12 protein-coding genes are annotated in these 14,862 nt (G+C 64.4%); 4 read left to right on the top strand and 8 right to left on the bottom strand.

The window, feature by feature from the left end:
• The first annotated feature begins 3 nt into the window (after positions 1-3).
• The 3 genes from lpxA to lpxB are packed head-to-tail and all read left to right on the top strand — an operon-like array spanning position 4 to position 2,888.
• Positions 4-831, top strand: coding sequence for an acyl-ACP--UDP-N-acetylglucosamine O-acyltransferase (gene lpxA / locus FJV77_RS04925; RefSeq protein WP_142865735.1), 828 nt, complete (start codon positions 4-6; stop codon positions 829-831).
• Entirely contained in the window at positions 818-1,720 is a 903-nt protein-coding gene (lpxI, locus tag FJV77_RS04920) for a UDP-2,3-diacylglucosamine diphosphatase LpxI (protein WP_185970194.1), read from the top strand. The genes lpxA and lpxI overlap by 14 nt, the downstream gene beginning before the upstream one ends.
• Positions 1,710-2,888 carry a lipid-A-disaccharide synthase gene (gene lpxB / locus FJV77_RS04915; protein WP_142865734.1) on the top strand — a complete coding sequence of 393 codons (1,179 nt, stop codon included), beginning with the start codon at positions 1,710-1,712 and terminating at the stop codon, positions 2,886-2,888. Before lpxI ends, lpxB begins: the two co-directional genes overlap by 11 nt.
• A 57-nt stretch (positions 2,889-2,945) precedes the next feature.
• Here the strand turns inward: lpxB and gltA are convergent, their stop codons facing one another.
• Positions 2,946-4,277: a citrate synthase gene (gltA, locus tag FJV77_RS04910; RefSeq protein ID WP_142865733.1), complete on the bottom strand. Its 1,332-nt coding sequence runs from the start codon at positions 4,275-4,277 to the stop codon at positions 2,946-2,948.
• Positions 4,278-4,458: 181 nt separating this feature from the next.
• Positions 4,459-5,883, bottom strand: coding sequence for a glutamate--tRNA ligase (gene gltX / locus FJV77_RS04905; RefSeq protein WP_142865732.1), 1,425 nt, complete (start codon positions 5,881-5,883; stop codon positions 4,459-4,461).
• 103 nt (positions 5,884-5,986) lie between these two features.
• Here gltX and FJV77_RS04900 point away from each other — a divergent pair, with 103 nt between their 5' ends.
• Positions 5,987-8,452 carry a ComEC/Rec2 family competence protein gene (locus tag FJV77_RS04900; RefSeq protein WP_142865731.1) on the top strand — a complete coding sequence of 822 codons (2,466 nt, stop codon included), beginning with the start codon at positions 5,987-5,989 and terminating at the stop codon, positions 8,450-8,452.
• Here the strand turns inward: FJV77_RS04900 and lexA are convergent.
• The 6 genes from lexA to FJV77_RS04870 form a co-directional block, all read right to left on the bottom strand.
• Positions 8,446-9,198 (bottom strand): transcriptional repressor LexA, encoded by a 753-nt coding sequence (lexA, locus tag FJV77_RS04895; protein ID WP_142865730.1) that lies wholly within the window; start codon positions 9,196-9,198, stop codon positions 8,446-8,448. The genes FJV77_RS04900 and lexA overlap by 7 nt on opposite strands.
• Before the next feature lie 117 nt (positions 9,199-9,315).
• Positions 9,316-10,521 (bottom strand): gephyrin-like molybdotransferase Glp, encoded by a 1,206-nt coding sequence (gene glp / locus FJV77_RS04890; RefSeq protein WP_142865729.1) that lies wholly within the window; start codon positions 10,519-10,521, stop codon positions 9,316-9,318.
• The gene (gene moaC / locus FJV77_RS04885; protein WP_142865728.1) at positions 10,521-11,018 is read right to left on the bottom strand and encodes a cyclic pyranopterin monophosphate synthase MoaC; all 498 of its coding nucleotides are present in this window, start codon (positions 11,016-11,018) and stop codon (positions 10,521-10,523) included. Before moaC ends, glp begins: the two co-directional genes overlap by 1 nt.
• A gap of 2 nt (positions 11,019-11,020) precedes the next feature.
• Positions 11,021-11,833, bottom strand: a complete 813-nt coding sequence (gene trpC / locus FJV77_RS04880; protein ID WP_142865727.1) for an indole-3-glycerol phosphate synthase TrpC — start codon at positions 11,831-11,833, stop codon at positions 11,021-11,023.
• Positions 11,834-11,837: 4 nt separating this feature from the next.
• Complete coding sequence (gene trpD, locus FJV77_RS04875; protein WP_142865726.1) at positions 11,838-12,848, bottom strand: anthranilate phosphoribosyltransferase; 1,011 nt, start codon at positions 12,846-12,848, stop codon at positions 11,838-11,840.
• 13 nt (positions 12,849-12,861) lie between these two features.
• The gene (locus FJV77_RS04870; RefSeq protein ID WP_142865725.1) at positions 12,862-14,757 is read right to left on the bottom strand and encodes a peptidyl-prolyl cis-trans isomerase; all 1,896 of its coding nucleotides are present in this window, start codon (positions 14,755-14,757) and stop codon (positions 12,862-12,864) included.
• Between the last annotated feature and the right edge of the window lie 105 nt (positions 14,758-14,862).

Below are 14,862 nucleotides of genomic sequence, written 5' to 3'. Positions count from 1 at the left end.
CTTATGAAAATACAGACTTCAATCCATCCCTCGGCCGTTATCGAGGCCGGTGCCCAAATCGGCGAAGGCGCCTCTATCGGACCTTTCTGCTTTGTCGGCGCTGACGCCGTGATCGGTGACCGGGTCGAACTGGTCAGCCATGTCTCTGTGCTGGGTGCGACCACCATCGGCGCAGGCACCAAGGTTTATCCGATGGCGACACTGGGCGGGCCGCCACAAAACACCAAGCACAAGGGTGGCCGCACCACATTGGTTATCGGCCAGAACTGCACGATCCGCGAAGGCGTGACCATGCATCTCGGCACCGATTCCAGCCGTGGCGAGACGACCGTCGGCGACAACGGCAATTTCCTTGCCTATGCCCACATTGCTCATGACTGCGTCGTCGGCAACAACGCTACCTTCGCCAATGGGGCCACGCTGGGCGGCCATTGCGAGGTCGGCAACAATGTCTATATCGGCGGCCTCACGGCCGTTCATCAGTTTGTCCGTATCGGCGACAACGCCTTTCTCGGCGGCTGCTCGGCGATTGTCGGCGATGTCATCCCCTACGCCATTGCCGTCGGCAACCGCGCCAGCCTGCGCGGCCTCAACATCATCGGCCTGAAGCGCTCAGGCCTCTCGCGCGCCGAAATCCAGGTGCTGCGCAAGACTTACAAGACGATGTTCGACCGCTCCCGCACCGTCGGTGAAAACATCGAATTCGCCAAGGCCGAGTTCGCCTCGTCGCCGACCGCAATGAAAATCATCGATTTCATCACCAGTCGCGGCAAGCGGCACTATGCCGTCCCGTCGCTTAAAGGTGGCGACGATGCCGATGACGAAGACTGAGGCCAGGTCAACGGGCCTCGATCTCGCGCCGGACGCCAGGGTCGGCATCATTGCCGGCGGCGGCAGCCTGCCGGTCGAAGTTGCCGCCGGCCTGGCAGAGGCCGGACATCCGCCGGTCATCATCCTGGTCGAAGGCCAGGCCGACCGTCAGTCCGAGCTCACCATCTATGAGCATGAAAGCCTCGCCCTGGAAGACATTGGCTCGCTGGTTGCGTTGCTGAGGCGACGACGGATCACCCACCTTGTGCTTGCCGGTGAGATCAGGCGCAGGCCGCGGCTCGTCGACATGCGCCCGAGCCTTGGGCTGCTGGCGCTGATACCCTCGGTCGCCATGGCGCTTGCGCGCGGCGATGACGGCCTGTTGAAGATATTGACCCGCGGCCTGGAGGCGCGCGGCGTCAAAGTTGTCGGCGCGCATGAGGTCGTGCCCCGGCTTGTCGCGGCCGAAGGGCCGCTGACCAAGGCAGTGCCGCGAAAGTCTGACTGGCGCGATGTCGAAGCGGCGCATGCGGCGGCAAAGGCCATCGGCGCGCTCGACATTGGTCAGGCGGCCATCGCCATCGGTGGCCGCGCCATTGCCCTGGAAGGCGTCGAGGGTACTCACGGACTGCTCGAGCGGACGCAGCAGCTGCGCAGCCATGGCAGGCTCGCCGGCAAGACGCGCGGCGTTCTGGTCAAATGCGCCAAACCCGGCCAGGAACTGCGCGCCGATCTGCCGTCCATTGGCCCGCAGACGGTCGAGGCAGCACACGCCGCCGGGCTTGCCGGCATTGCCGTCGAGGCCGGCCGTTCGCTGATCCTCGAAGGTCCCGTCGTTCTCGCGCGCGCCAATGCACTTGGCCTGTTCGTGTATGGCCTGCCGGCCGTGGAGCCTGGCCATGGCAGCTGAGAAGCCGCTGAAGATCGCCATCGTCGCCGGCGAAGAGTCCGGTGACTTATTGGGCGCCGACATCGTGCAGTCGCTGAAGCGCATGACCGGGCGCGATATCAGGTTGGTCGGCATTGGCGGGCGGCATCTGCAGGCGCTCGGGCTGGTGCCGCTGTTCGATGGGGCCGAGATCGCGCTGATGGGGCTCAGCGCCATCCTGCGCGACCTGCCGCGCCTGATGCGGCGCATCGGCCAGACGGCTAATGCGGTCGCTGCTGAGAAACCCGACTGTCTGATCACCATCGACAGCCCTGACTTTTCTTTGCGCGTGGCCAAAAAGGTCCGCGCCGCCGATCCTTCCATCCCGATCGTCCACTATGTCTGCCCGAGTGTCTGGGCGTGGCGGCCGGGCAGGGCGGTGGCGATGAAGCCCTATGTCGACCACATCTTGTGCATCCTGCCTTTCGAGGTGAAGGAGTTGAGCCGCCTCGGCGGTCCGCCCGGCACCTATGTCGGACACCGCCTCACGCATGATCCGGGTATGCTCAGCGCGGCAAGGGCGCAAGGCCAGCCACGCGATCTCTCAGGGGACCGCGTCAAGACACTCCTTGTGCTGCCCGGGTCGCGGCGCGGCGAGGTAAGCCGGCTTATCGATCCGTTCGGCCAGACGGTCTCGGCGCTGCGCGCGCGCGGACACCGCCTGCGCCTGCTGTTGCCCACGGTGCCGCATGTCGCCGACCTGGTCAAAACATCGGTCGCACGCTGGGATGAAAAGCCTGAGATCACCCTCGATGCCGAGCGCAAATGGCAGGCCTTCAGCAAGGCCGATGCGGCGCTGATTGCTTCGGGAACGGTATCGCTCGAACTGGCGCTGTCTGGTGTGCCGATGATCTCATGCTACCGGCTCGATCCGGTGATGCGCATGGTTCAGGGGCTGGTCACGGTGTGGAGCGCCGCCTTGCCCAATCTGATCGCCGACCAGGCGATCGTGCCGGAGCACTACAACCAGTACGTGCGTCCGCGCTATCTGGCGCGGCAGCTTGAGGGACTGTTTTCAGACACAGCCTATCGCACCTGGCAAAAGGACGGCTTTGCCGAGGTTGCCAGGCGCATGGCTACGGACAAGCCCTCCGGCGATATCGCGGCGGATGTCGTTCTTCGCCACATCAAGCTTCGTCACTCCAACTAAAAAGCGCCCTTGCGGGCGCTTTTTGCAGTGTCATGGCGAAGCCGCGTGCGGCTTCGATTACCGCTTCGCGATCGGCACGTAGTCGCGTTCCGGCGCACCGGTATACAGCTGGCGCGGGCGGCCGATCTTCTGGTGCGGATCCTCGATCATTTCCTTCCACTGCGCGATCCAGCCGACGGTGCGGGCGACCGCGAACAGCACGGTGAACATGGTGGTGGGGAAGCCCAGCGCCTTCAGCGTGATGCCGGAATAGAAGTCGACGTTCGGATAGAGCTTCTTCTCGATGAAGTAGGAATCGGTCAGCGCGATCTTTTCCAGCTCCATGGCGATGTCGAGCAGCGGATCATCCTTGATGCCAAGTTCGCCCAGCACCTCATGCGCGGTCTTCTGCATGATTTTCGCACGAGGATCGTAGTTCTTGTAGACGCGATGGCCAAAGCCCATCAGCCGGAACGGATCGTTCTTGTCCTTGGCGCGGGCGATGAATTCCGGGATGTGGTCGACATGGCCGATCTCACCCAGCATGTTGAGCGCCGCCTCGTTGGCGCCGCCATGCGCCGGGCCCCACAGGCAGGCTATGCCTGCAGCAATGCAGGCGAAGGGGTTGGCGCCCGACGAGCCGGCGAGCCGCACCGTCGAGGTCGAGGCGTTCTGCTCGTGGTCGGCATGCAGGATGAAGATACGCTCCATGGCGCGCGCCAGCACCGGATTGATCTTGTATTCCTCGCACGGCACGGCAAAGCACATATGCAGGAAGTTGGCGGCGAAGTTCAGCTCGTTCTTCGGGTAAATGAAGGGCTGGCCGATATGGTATTTATAGGCCATGGCCGCGATCGTCGGCATCTTGGCGATCAGCCGCATCGAGGCGACCATGCGCTGATACGGGTCCGAAATGTCGGTGGAGTCGTGATAGAAGGCCGACAACGCGCCGACCACGCCGCACATCACAGCCATCGGATGCGCATCGCGGCGGAAGCCGGTGAAGAAGCGCGACATCTGCTCATGCACCATGGTGTGGCGCGTCACCCGGTAGTCGAAATCGTCCTTCTGCGCCTTGGTCGGCAGTTCACCGTAGAGCAGCAGGTAGCATACTTCGAGGAAGTCGCCATGCTCAGCCAGCTGGTCGATCGGATAGCCGCGGTGCAGCAGGATGCCGGCATCGCCGTCGATGAAGGTGATCGCCGACTCGCAGCTCGCCGTCGAGGTGAAGCCGGGGTCGTAGGTAAAGGCCCCGGTGGTGTTGTAGAGCGCACCGATGTCGATGACGTCAGGCCCGACCGAGCCGCTTCGCACCTTGAATTCGTGCGTCTTGCCGGCCAGTTCGAGCGTGGCAGTCGACGGGTGCGTCGTCTTGCTGCCGGTTTCCAGTTTTGTCGCAGCTTCGCTCATTCTCAAACTCCTTCATGTTCCTCATGCCGGCAAGGCAATTCCTGCTAACGACACGTCGAAATCACCGGAATGCGCGAACTCGCCACCGCATTTTGGGAGGTGCGTGCCAGATTGGGCCAAGGCCTAATGTTGCACTGCGAAACGCGCCTTTCAATGCCAATCTTCTTGGGCCAGTTCGCTCCTAATCGATTTGATCGCCAATCCGCGCCAGGCTTTCCTCGCGTCCGAGCACGGCAAGCACGTCGAACACGCCGGGCGAGGTGCTGCGGCCGGTAAGGGCCGCCCTCAGCGGTTGGGCCACGGCGCCGAGCTTGTGGCCGCCACCCGTCGCGAACTCGCGCACCGCGGCTTCCGCAGCAGCGGCCGTCCATTCGCCCGAAACCGCCTGCAGCGCCGCGTGTGCGCCACGCAGGATCGCCCGCGCGTCGGCATTGAGCAGTGCGGCTGCTTTCTCGTCGATCGGCAGCGGCCGCTCGACGAACAGGAAGCCGGCGCCGTCGGCCAGCTCGACCAGTGTCTTGGCGCGCTCCTTCAGGCCGGGCAGGGCGGCCAGCAGCTGCGCCTTCCTGGTGTCGTCGAGGCGGGCGGCCAGCGCCGGGCCGCCTTCGAGATAGGGAAGAGTGGCGACGAAGATGTCGAGAAGTGCCTGATCTTCCATTTTGCGCATATGCACGCCGTTCAGCGCGTCGAGCTTGGCGAAGTCGAAGCGCGCCGCACCCTTGTTGACGTCGCCAATGTCGAACCATGAGATCATGTCCTTGATCGACATCACCTCGTCGTCGCCATGGCTCCAGCCGAGGCGGGCGAGATAGTTGAGCAGCGCCTCGGGCAGATAACCCATGGCGCGGTAGGCCTCGACGCCGAGCGCGCCATGCCGCTTCGACAGCTTGGCGCCGTCGGCGCCGTGGATCAGCGGGATGTGCGACATGGACGGCACCTCCCAGCCCATGGCGTTGTAGATCACGGTCTGGCGTGCGGCATTGGTCAGATGGTCGTCGCCACGAATGATGTGGGTGACGCCCATGTCGTGGTCGTCGACGACGACGGCATGCATGTAGGTCGGGACACCATCCGAACGCAGGATGATGAAATCGTCGAGATCCTTGTTGGGGAAGCGCACCTCGCCCTGCACGCGGTCATCCACCACGGTCTCGCCCTCGGTCGGCGCCTTGATGCGGATGGCGCCCTTGACGCCGGCGGGCGCCTCGGAGGGGTCGCGGTCACGCCACGCACCATTATAGCGCGGCGGCAGGCTCTTGGCGCGCGCTGCCTCGCGCATCGCCTCGAGCTCGGCCGGTGTTTCGTAGGCGTAATAGGCCTTGCCCAGGCGCACCAACTCCTCGGCCACCTCGCGGTGGCGCGGCGCACGCTCGAACTGCGAGACGGCGTCGCCGTCCCAGGACAGGCCGAGCCAGGCCAGCCCATCAAGAATGGCCTGGGTTGCCGCTTCCGTGGAACGCTCGCGGTCGGTGTCCTCGATGCGCAGCAGCATCGTGCCGCCGGTGTGCCTGGCATACAGCCAGTTGAACAGCGCCGTGCGCGCACCACCGATGTGCAGATAGCCGGTGGGCGAGGGGGCAAAACGGGTGACGACCTTGTCGGACATGAAACTCTCGAGAAACCTTGGAAAGCGGGGCGTGGCAGCGCGGACTTTCGCGCGTTGCGCGTTCATGTAGCATAGGGGGTCTGGGGCGCAAGGGGCAGACCCGATGGCTGGACGTGGCCGGGGCGCGAGGGAAGGCGAGGGCGCTGGGGCAAGCGTCAGCGAACGGTCGTTGTTTGCCGATGTTCCCTATGCCGATCCGATGCCGGTCGCGCTGCCCGAGACCCACCCGGGCGTCCCGCCTTCGCCTGCGGATAGCGCCGCTCCGGTCGCCGTGCCTGGATCTGCCGTTCGTCTGCGCAAACTGTTGCGCCGTGCGTCATTGCCGGCAATCCGCCGCGGCGTTGCGGTGGCCGCAGGCACCGAACTCGATCGTGGCATTGCCTTTCTGCTGGTGCCGGTTTTCCTGGCGGCCGGCGTCATCATCTATTTCTCGCTCGCCAGCGAGCCGGGTTTTGCGCAGCCAATCGCCATTGTCGTGCTGGCCGCTTCTTGTGCTCTCGCCGCACGCTCCTGGCCGCGGACGCATCTGCTCTGCATGGCTGCGATGTTGTGCGCCCTTGGCGTGGTCGCCGCCAAGGTCGAGACTTGGCGCGCCGGAACGCAGATGCTCGGCTCCGAAATTCAGACAAGGCTGACCGGCCGCGTCGTAAGCCTCGAGGAAATGGAAAACGGCCGCGTCAGGCTGACGCTCGACGTAATTTCGACCGCTTACCCCAAGCTGAGTTACGCGCCGGAGCGGATCAGGCTCTCGGCACGCAGGATTCCTGCCGATATGACCGCCGGTTCGCTGATCACCGGCTATGCCAGGCTGTTGCCGCCGACCGGTCCGGTGCGGCCGGAGAGCTACGATTTCTCCTTCGACAGCTATTTCACCGGTATCGGCGGCAGCGGCTTCTTTCTTGGCGATCCGAAGACCATTGCCTCGCAAGGCCTGCCGCCGCTGAGCGCGCGGCTCTCCTCCGCCATCGAGAATGCGCGCGAAGACATTGCCGACCATATACGCAGCCAGATCGGCGGTCCTGAGGGCGAGATCGCGGCAGCGCTAATGGTCGGCGTGCGTGCCGGCATTCCCGACGAGATCAACGAGGCGATGCGGCGCACCGGCATCTATCACATCATCTCCATCTCCGGCCTGCACATGGCTCTGGTCGCCGGCACCATCATGGCGTTGCTGCGCGGCGCCTTCGCGCTGTTTCCCGATTTCTCCTCGCGCCGGTCGGTGAAGAAATATGCGGCGGCCGCCGCGCTCATCTCCATCGCCGCCTATCTCGTCATTTCAGGCATCGTGGTTGCCGCCGAGCGCAGCTTCATCATGCTGGCGGTCATGCTTGTCGCGGTCCTGTTCGACCGCGCCGCACTCACCATGCGCAATCTGTCAATCTCGGCGATTGCCGTCATTCTGGTGTCGCCGCATGAAATCGTCGGTCCAAGTTTTCAGATGTCGTTTGCGGCAACCGCCGCTCTTGTCGGTGCTTATGCCGGCTGGGCCGACTACCGCGCCGACAGGGTGAGAACGCCGCCGGCAAAGCGCTCCTTCTTCGGCTTCCTGTCACGAAAATTCCTGCTGGGTATGGGCGGGCTGGCGATGACCTCGATCATCGCCGGCAGCGCCACTTTGCTGTTCGCCATCTGGCATTTCCAGCGCGTATCGCCGCTCAGCCTGCTTGCCAATCTCACGGTGATGCCGATCGTATCGCTGGTGGTCATGCCCTGTGCCGTACTCGCTGCCTTGGCCATGCCGTTCGGCGCCGATGGTCCGTTCCTCTATGTCATGGGCAAGGGCCTGACGGCAATGATCGCCATATCGGCCTGGATTTCAGAGCGCTCGCCGGTCGATGCCGTCGGGCTGATTTCCATCCAGTCGGTGCTGCTGGTGACGGTCGCTCTCGTCATCGCCACCATGGCCACCACCTGGCTGAGGCTTGCCGCCGTGCCTTTCGCGCTGGCCGGCTTGTTGACGGTGCCGCAGGTGCGCACACCCGACGTGCTCATTTCCGAGGACGCGCATCTGGTGGCAATGCCGATCGGCGGCGGCGAACTCGCGCTCAACCGCGAGCGCGCAAACGAATTCACCACGGACAATTGGAAACGGGCGCTGCGGGCGGAAATCATTGTGCCGCCGGAGATTTTCGAGGCGACAGATACGCGGTTCGATCTCGACCCGATCGACTTGCCGCCCGGCTCACCCTTCTATTGCACGGCTGATCTCTGCCTTGCCAGGCACCCATCCGGGGCGATCATCGCACTGGCGCCGGACCGCAAGGCCGCCCGGCAGGCTTGCGCTTTCGCCAGCCTGATCGTCATCGACGACGCCACTGCCTATAATCCCTGCCACGACCCGCTGGTGCTGGTCGTAACGAAAAAACAGCTCGCCCGTGACGGCAGTGCGGCTGTCTTCTTCGACGAGCAATCTGCGGCGACAGCGCCAACCATCCGCTTCGCCGTCAACAAGCCCTATCGTCCCTGGCACGAGCAGCGCCGCTTCTCACGCGAGGCGCGCGGCCTGCCGCCTTACAAGAAGCCGGAGAGACCTCACAAGCCGGCAAATAAAGAGACGTCGCCTCAGTAACGCCGGATCAATCCGACAAGCTTGCCCTGTACCTTGACCCGGTCCGGCCCAAAAATGCGGGTCTCGTAGGCCGGGTTGGCGGCTTCAAGCGCGATCGACGCACCCTTGCGGCGGAAGCGTTTCAGCGTCGCTTCCTCCTCGTCAACCAGCGCCACCACGATCTCACCGGGGCTCGCCGTGTCGGCATTGCGGATGATGACCGTGTCGCCGTCGAAGATGCCAGCCTCGATCATCGAGTCACCCTTGACCTCGAGCGCGTAGTGTTCGCCGCCCATGATCATGTCCGGGGGCACCGAGATCGAATGCGTCTGGTGCTGGATGGCGTCGATCGGCACGCCGGCGGCGATGCGTCCCATCACCGGGATCGACACGGCGGAAACGGCGTCGTCATTGCCGGCCGACATCGAACGAGACGAGGAGGCCGGCTTGATCTGGCGGCCGAGACCGCCTTGCCCCTGACCACCTTGACCGAGACTGCCCTGGATGACGCTCGGCGAGAACTTCTTTGCCGCATTGAGGCCGGGTGCGATCGAGTCGGGCAGCCGCAGCACTTCCAGTGCGCGCGCTCGGTTCGGCAGCCGGCGAATGAAACCGCGCTCCTCCAGCGCCGTGATCAGTCGGTGGATACCGGACTTCGAAGCAAGGTCGAGCGCCTCCTTCATCTCGTCGAAAGACGGCGGGATTCCGCTCTCCTTCAGGCGTTCATGGATGAACATCAGAAGTTCATGTTGTTTGCGCGTCAGCATCGCGGCCCCCACGGGTTCCGAAACCAGAATCAGAAAAAACAAACCCAGAACAAACACTATCTGTTCCAGTTGTGTTCCGCAACCTTTTAAAGTTTAATGAATGTGTTGACGTTTTGTTCAGCGTAACATCAGGACGCTGCAGGCGGCACCCGCGGCGGCGGCCGGAGCGAAGGGCTCGCGCACGATCAAGCCGTTGGCGTCGGCCAGCATTCTCAGCATTGAGGAATCCTGGATGCCGAACGGCGTCGCCACCAGTGCGCCGGCTTCCTCTGTGACCACGGCGCGCACATAGTCCTGCCTCAGATCATTGGCCGGCATCGCAGCGCCAAGTTGCGCCGGACGGATATCCTGCCGATGGACGCGGCCGCCGAGCTGCGCCAAAAGCGGCTTCAAAAACAGCTGCGAGCAGACCAGGCTCGCCACCGGATTGCCGGGCAGGCCGATGCACCGGATGTCGCCGAGACGCCCGAACATCAGCGGCTTCCCGGGGCGCATGGCGAGTTTCCAGAAATCGAGCTTCATGCCTTCGCCGGTCAGAACGTCATGCACGAGGTCGTGGTCGCCGACCGAAGCGCCACCGAGCGTGACGATGACGTCGGCTTTTGCCGCGACAGCCTTGCGCACCAGCGCCGCTATGTCGGCCTTGCGATCTGCCGCGATGCCGAGATCAAGCGCTTTGGCGCCGACAGACTGCGCGGCAGCCGCAACGCCGTAAGCGTTGGAAGAGATGATCTGATCCGGACCGGGGTCACGCCCCGGCGGCAGCAATTCGTCGCCGGTGGCGATGATCGCGACCACAGGCCGGCGCACGACGTTGAGCATCGGATGATTGGCCGACGCCGCAAGCGACAATGCGGCCGGATCAAGCACGCGACCTTTTTGCAGGAGCAGGTCGCCTTGCGAGAAATCCAGTCCACGGCGGCGGATGTTACGGTCTTTCGCGGTCGGCTCGGTGACCTCGATATGGCCATTTCCAAGGTCGCGGACATTCTCCTGGATGACGATCGTGTCGGCACCTTCGGGCAGCGGCGCGCCGGTGAAAATGCGGACAGTCTCCGCCCTGCCGACCGAGCCGTCAAAGCCGCGTCCGGCCGGCGCCATGCCGATCACCGAAAGCCGCGCCGGGGCGGATGCCACATCCTGCGCCCGCGCGGCATAGCCGTCCATGGCGGACGCGTTGAAGGGCGGCTGGGTGCGCAGCGCCACGACAGGTTCCGCCAGCACCCGGCCGGCCGCATCCGCCAGGGCGATGCTTTCACCCGGCAGCGCCGCAGCGCCTTCCAGCAGGCGCTCCAGCGCCTCGGTCACCGGAACCAGCGCCATCAGGCGCCCGCCTTGTAGTCGCCGGACTTGTAGTCGCCGCTCTTGCCGCCGGTCTTTTCCACCAGCCTTATGCCGGAAATCACCATGGCGCGATCGGCCGCCTTGGCCATGTCGTAAATGGTCAGGCATGCCACCGAGGCCGCGGTCAGCGCTTCCATTTCAACCCCGGTCTTGCCGGTGACGCGGGCGAGCGCGGTGACCCTGAGGCCGGGCAGCGCCGCGTCCGGCTCGATGTCGACCGACACCTTGGTCAGCAGCAGCGTATGGCACAGCGGGATCAGCTCATGCGTCTTCTTGGCCGCCATGATGCCGGCGATGCGCGCTGTGCCCAGCACGTCGCCCTTCTTGGCGTCGCCGTCGAGGATCATTTTCAGCGTTTCCGGCCGCATCGAGACAAAGCCCTCGGCGACAGCCGTGCGCGTCGTCTCTTCCTTGTCGCCGACATCGACCATATTGGCCTCGCCCTTGGCGCCGAGATGGGTGAGGGCGGCTGGCATCCTCAGACGGCCTCTGCCGGCGTCTTGCCCGTCAGAAGCAGGCGCGTTGCCGCCGCGACATCCTCTTGCCGCATCAGGCTTTCGCCGACAAGGAAGGTTTCGATGCCGGCCTTTTGCATCCTGAGGCAGTCGTCGTGGGTGAAAATACCGCTCTCGCTGACCAGCCAGCGGTCGCCCGGCACCATAGACGCCAGCCGCTCCGAGGTTTCGAGACTGGTCTCGAATGTCCTGAGGTTGCGGTTGTTGATGCCGATCAGCCGCGACGACAGCTTTAGCGCGCGCTCGGTCTCGGCTTCGTCATGCACCTCGATCAGCGCATCCATGCCGAGCTCGAAAGCAGCGGCTTCCAATTCGCTCGCCAGCGCATCGTCGACGCTGGCCATGATGATCAGGATGGCGTCGGCGCCCCAGGCGCGGGCCTCGTAGACCTGGTAGGGGTCAAACAGGAAATCCTTGCGCAGCGCGGGCAGCGACACCGCCTTGCGGGCGTTGGTTAGAAATTCCGGCGCGCCCTGGAAGGACGGCGCATCGGTAAGCACCGAAAGACAGGCGGCGCCGCCTTTTTCATAGGCCTGCGCCAGCGTCGGTGGATCGAAATCGGCACGGATCAACCCTTTGGAAGGGCTCGCCTTCTTGATCTCGGCTATCAGGGCAAAGTTGCCCGATCGGCGCTTCGCCTCGAGCGCCGCGAGAAAGCCGCGCGGCGCGGCGGCGTCCTTCGCCCGTGCCTTGATCTCGGCCAGCGGTATCAGCGCCTTTGCCGCCGCGATCTCGTCGCGCTTGTAGGCCTCGATCTTGCGCAGAATGTCAGCCACGGGCCTATCCGTTCGAAATCTCGACCAGCCTGTCGAGCACGCCTAGTGCCCGGCCGCTGTCGATGGCTTGTGCCGCCGCCGCCATGCCGTCGGCAAGCGTTGTTGCCTTGCCTGCCACCACCATGCCGGCGCCAGCATTCATCAGCACCGTGTCGCGATAGGCGCCGGCAGCGCCGCCCAGCATGTCGCGCAATGCCTGGGCGTTGTAGGCGGCGTCTCCGCCGCGCAACTCGTCCTTGGTGTGGCGCTGCAAGCCGACTGCTTCGGGGGTGAGCGTAAAGTGGCGGATCTCGCCGCCGGCCAGTTCCGCCACGGCAGTCTCACCTGTGGTGGTGATTTCGTCATAGCCGTCGCCATGGACGACCCAGGCATGCTCTGTACCCAGCGCCTTCAATGTCTCGACCACCGGCACGATCCATTCCGGCAGGAACACGCCGACCAACTGGCGGCTTACGCCGGCTGGATTGGAGAGCGGGCCGAGCAGGTTGAAGATGGTGCGGGTGCCGAGCTCGACGCGCGTTGGGCCGACATGCTTCATTGCCGGATGATGCGCCGGCGCGAACATGAAGCCGACGCCCGCCTCATGGATGCAGCGGCCAATCGTCTCCGGCGGGATATCGATCTTGACGCCGAGGGCGACCAGCACATCGGCGGCGCCCGTCAGCGAGGACAGGCCACGATTGCCATGCTTGGCTACCGGCACGCCGCAGCCGGCTATGACGAAGGCCGAGGCCGTCGAGATGTTGACCGAATGGGAGTTGTCGCCGCCGGTGCCGACGATGTCGATGGCGCCTTCAGGGGCTTCGACGCGCAGCATCTTGGCGCGCATGGTGGCAACGGCGCCGGAGATCTCGCTTACCGTCTCGCCGCGTACGCGCAGCGCCATCAGGAAGCCGCCGATCTGGCCCGGCGTCGCGTCGCCCGACATGATGATGTCGAAGGCTTCGCGCGCTTCCTCGAAGGTAAGCGCGGTCCCGCTGGCGACCTTGGCGATATGGATCTTCAGGGCGCTCATGGGGCCAAAACGTTCATCGGGCTACGGCTTGGGCAACGGCGGCCTGGTCGATGCTGACGGCGTATTGCGTCTGCAATTGCGCCACCAACTGGTCGAGCAGATCGTCGGACATGCCTTGCGTGAAGGATTTCTGGGCGTCGTCGGGCACCGAACTGGCGTCGGCTCCGGCCGGCTCGAACACTTCGGCCACCTTGAACAGAATCTGGCCTTCGCCGGTGGGCGAGGGGATCAGGCCGGTGCCGCCTTCGCCGACGCCGAACATCGCTGCGGCGCCGTCCTTGCCGAAATCGACGTCGTCGGCCTCGCGCTTCACGCCGCGCTTGGTCTGCTTTTCGAGCTTCAGTTCGCCGGCAATGACGTCGAGTGTGGTGCCGGCCTTGAGGCGTTTGTCGAGCTCGTCTGCCTTCGCGGTCAGCCGCTTGGTTGTTTCCTCGGTCGTCCAGTCGGCCACCACCCTCTGGCGAACCTCGTCGAGCGTGCGGTCGCGAGCCGGCGTGATCGATGTCAGCTCGTAGAACACGAAGCCATTGTTGGTCGTGGTCAGGGCTTCATTCTCGGTGTTGGGCTCGGCCTCGAACACCGCCTTGATCAGGTCAGGCGATGCCGGCAGGTCCTTGATGATGGTCCCGTCCGGCTTGAGGCCGGTACGGTCGATGGCGTCGACGGTGACGTCCTTGAGCTTCAGTTTGGCGGCGGCTTCGGCGAGCGTGCTGCCGGCGGCGCGGGTGTCTTCGTAATTGTCGTGCACGTCGAGCAGGATGCGGCTTGCTTCGCCCAGCGCCAGATCCTTGCGGATCTGGTCAGACACTTCGGCCAGCGGCTTCACCACTTCCGGCTTGATCTCGGTGACGCGCAAAAGCACCGGGCCGAACGTGCCCTGGACGACCGGGCTGACTTCGTTGACGGCAAGCGCGAATGCGGCATCGGCGACCGCCTTGTCGCTGATCTTGTCCTTGGAGAGCGTGCCAAGCAGCGTATCGGCCTGGGTCTTTCCTTGCGCGGTGACGATCTTGTCGAAGGTGGCGCCCGTCTTCAGCGAATCGGACGCGGCCTTGGCGGCGTCCAGCGTCGGAAACACCAGCTGTTCGATGGTGCGCATTTCCGGCGTGGTGTAGCGCCCCTTGTTCTTGTTGTAGTCGTCGCTGACCTGCTGGTCGGTCACGGCGCTGATATCCATGATGTCTTCAGGCTCGAGCCGGACATAGGAGAATTTGCGGTATTCCGGCGCCGCGTAGGTTTTCTTGTTGGTCTCGAAATAGGCCTGAAGCACGCTGTCGGATGGTGCCTGGATCGGCTCGACCAGCGCCTTCGGCAAGGTCAAATAGTCGATGGTTCGATCTTCGCCGCGATAGAGCGCGACCGCCTTGAAGAAGGTGTCCGGCGCCTTGAGGCCGTCCGAAACCGCCTCGACGATCTGCTGGCGCACCGCCACCTGAGCCCGGTTCTTCAGATAGTCCTCCGGCCGCATGCCGAGTTCGCGCAGCCGGGATTCGAACAGCCGGCGGTCGAACTGGCCATTCGGGCCCTGGAAGGCAGGTTCCTGGCGCGTCAGTTCGGCCAGCCTGTCTTTGGAGAAGCCAAGTCCGATCTTGCGCGCCTGTTCGTCGAGGACGGCGCCCGACACCAGCTGCGCAAGCACCTGGTTGTCGATGCCATAGGCCTTGGCCTGCTCGCGGCTGATGCGCTGGCCGATCTGCTGCTGCAGCATGTTGATCTGGCGATCGTAGGCGAGGCGGTATTCGGTGATCGACACCGTGGTGCTGCCGGCGGTGATGACAGCGTGATGGCCGGCCATGAAGCCGCCCGCCAAGCGGGTGGTGACGCCCCAGGCGGCAAAGCTTGCCACCAGCAGTAACAGCAGGGTCTTCGCGACCCAGGTCCCCGCCGCGCTTCTCAATATACCAAGCATTGCTACTTCCGATTTTTCCGCACTTTCGTGTGCGCCCGAGTCTGAAACAAGCGCAATAGCGCCCTTCCGGCTCACTGTCGATTGCTTTGTGGCCTGATTTTGATA

It is taken from the genome of Mesorhizobium sp. WSM4306 (assembly GCF_007003975.1).
Lineage (GTDB): Bacteria > Pseudomonadota > Alphaproteobacteria > Rhizobiales > Rhizobiaceae > Mesorhizobium.
Note: the sequence above shows the minus strand (reverse complement) of the source record. Positions and strands in the feature narration are given on the sequence as shown.

Coding starts and splice junctions, on each gene's coding strand:
- gltA (WP_142865733.1), bottom strand. CDS start 4,277: ATGAGCGAAGCTGCGACAAAACTGGAAACCGGCAGCAAGACGACGCAC.
- glp (WP_142865729.1), bottom strand. CDS start 10,521: ATGGCGCTGGTTCCGGTGACCGAGGCGCTGGAGCGCCTGCTGGAAGGC.
- lpxB (WP_142865734.1), top strand. CDS start 1,710: ATGGCAGCTGAGAAGCCGCTGAAGATCGCCATCGTCGCCGGCGAAGAG.
- lexA (WP_142865730.1), bottom strand. CDS start 9,198: ATGCTGACGCGCAAACAACATGAACTTCTGATGTTCATCCATGAACGC.
- gltX (WP_142865732.1), bottom strand. CDS start 5,883: ATGTCCGACAAGGTCGTCACCCGTTTTGCCCCCTCGCCCACCGGCTAT.
- lpxA (WP_142865735.1), top strand. CDS start 4: ATGAAAATACAGACTTCAATCCATCCCTCGGCCGTTATCGAGGCCGGT.
- trpD (WP_142865726.1), bottom strand. CDS start 12,848: ATGAGCGCCCTGAAGATCCATATCGCCAAGGTCGCCAGCGGGACCGCG.
- moaC (WP_142865728.1), bottom strand. CDS start 11,018: ATGCCAGCCGCCCTCACCCATCTCGGCGCCAAGGGCGAGGCCAATATG.
- FJV77_RS04870 (WP_142865725.1), bottom strand. CDS start 14,757: ATGCTTGGTATATTGAGAAGCGCGGCGGGGACCTGGGTCGCGAAGACC.
- lpxI (WP_185970194.1), top strand. CDS start 818: ATGACGAAGACTGAGGCCAGGTCAACGGGCCTCGATCTCGCGCCGGAC.
- FJV77_RS04900 (WP_142865731.1), top strand. CDS start 5,987: ATGGCTGGACGTGGCCGGGGCGCGAGGGAAGGCGAGGGCGCTGGGGCA.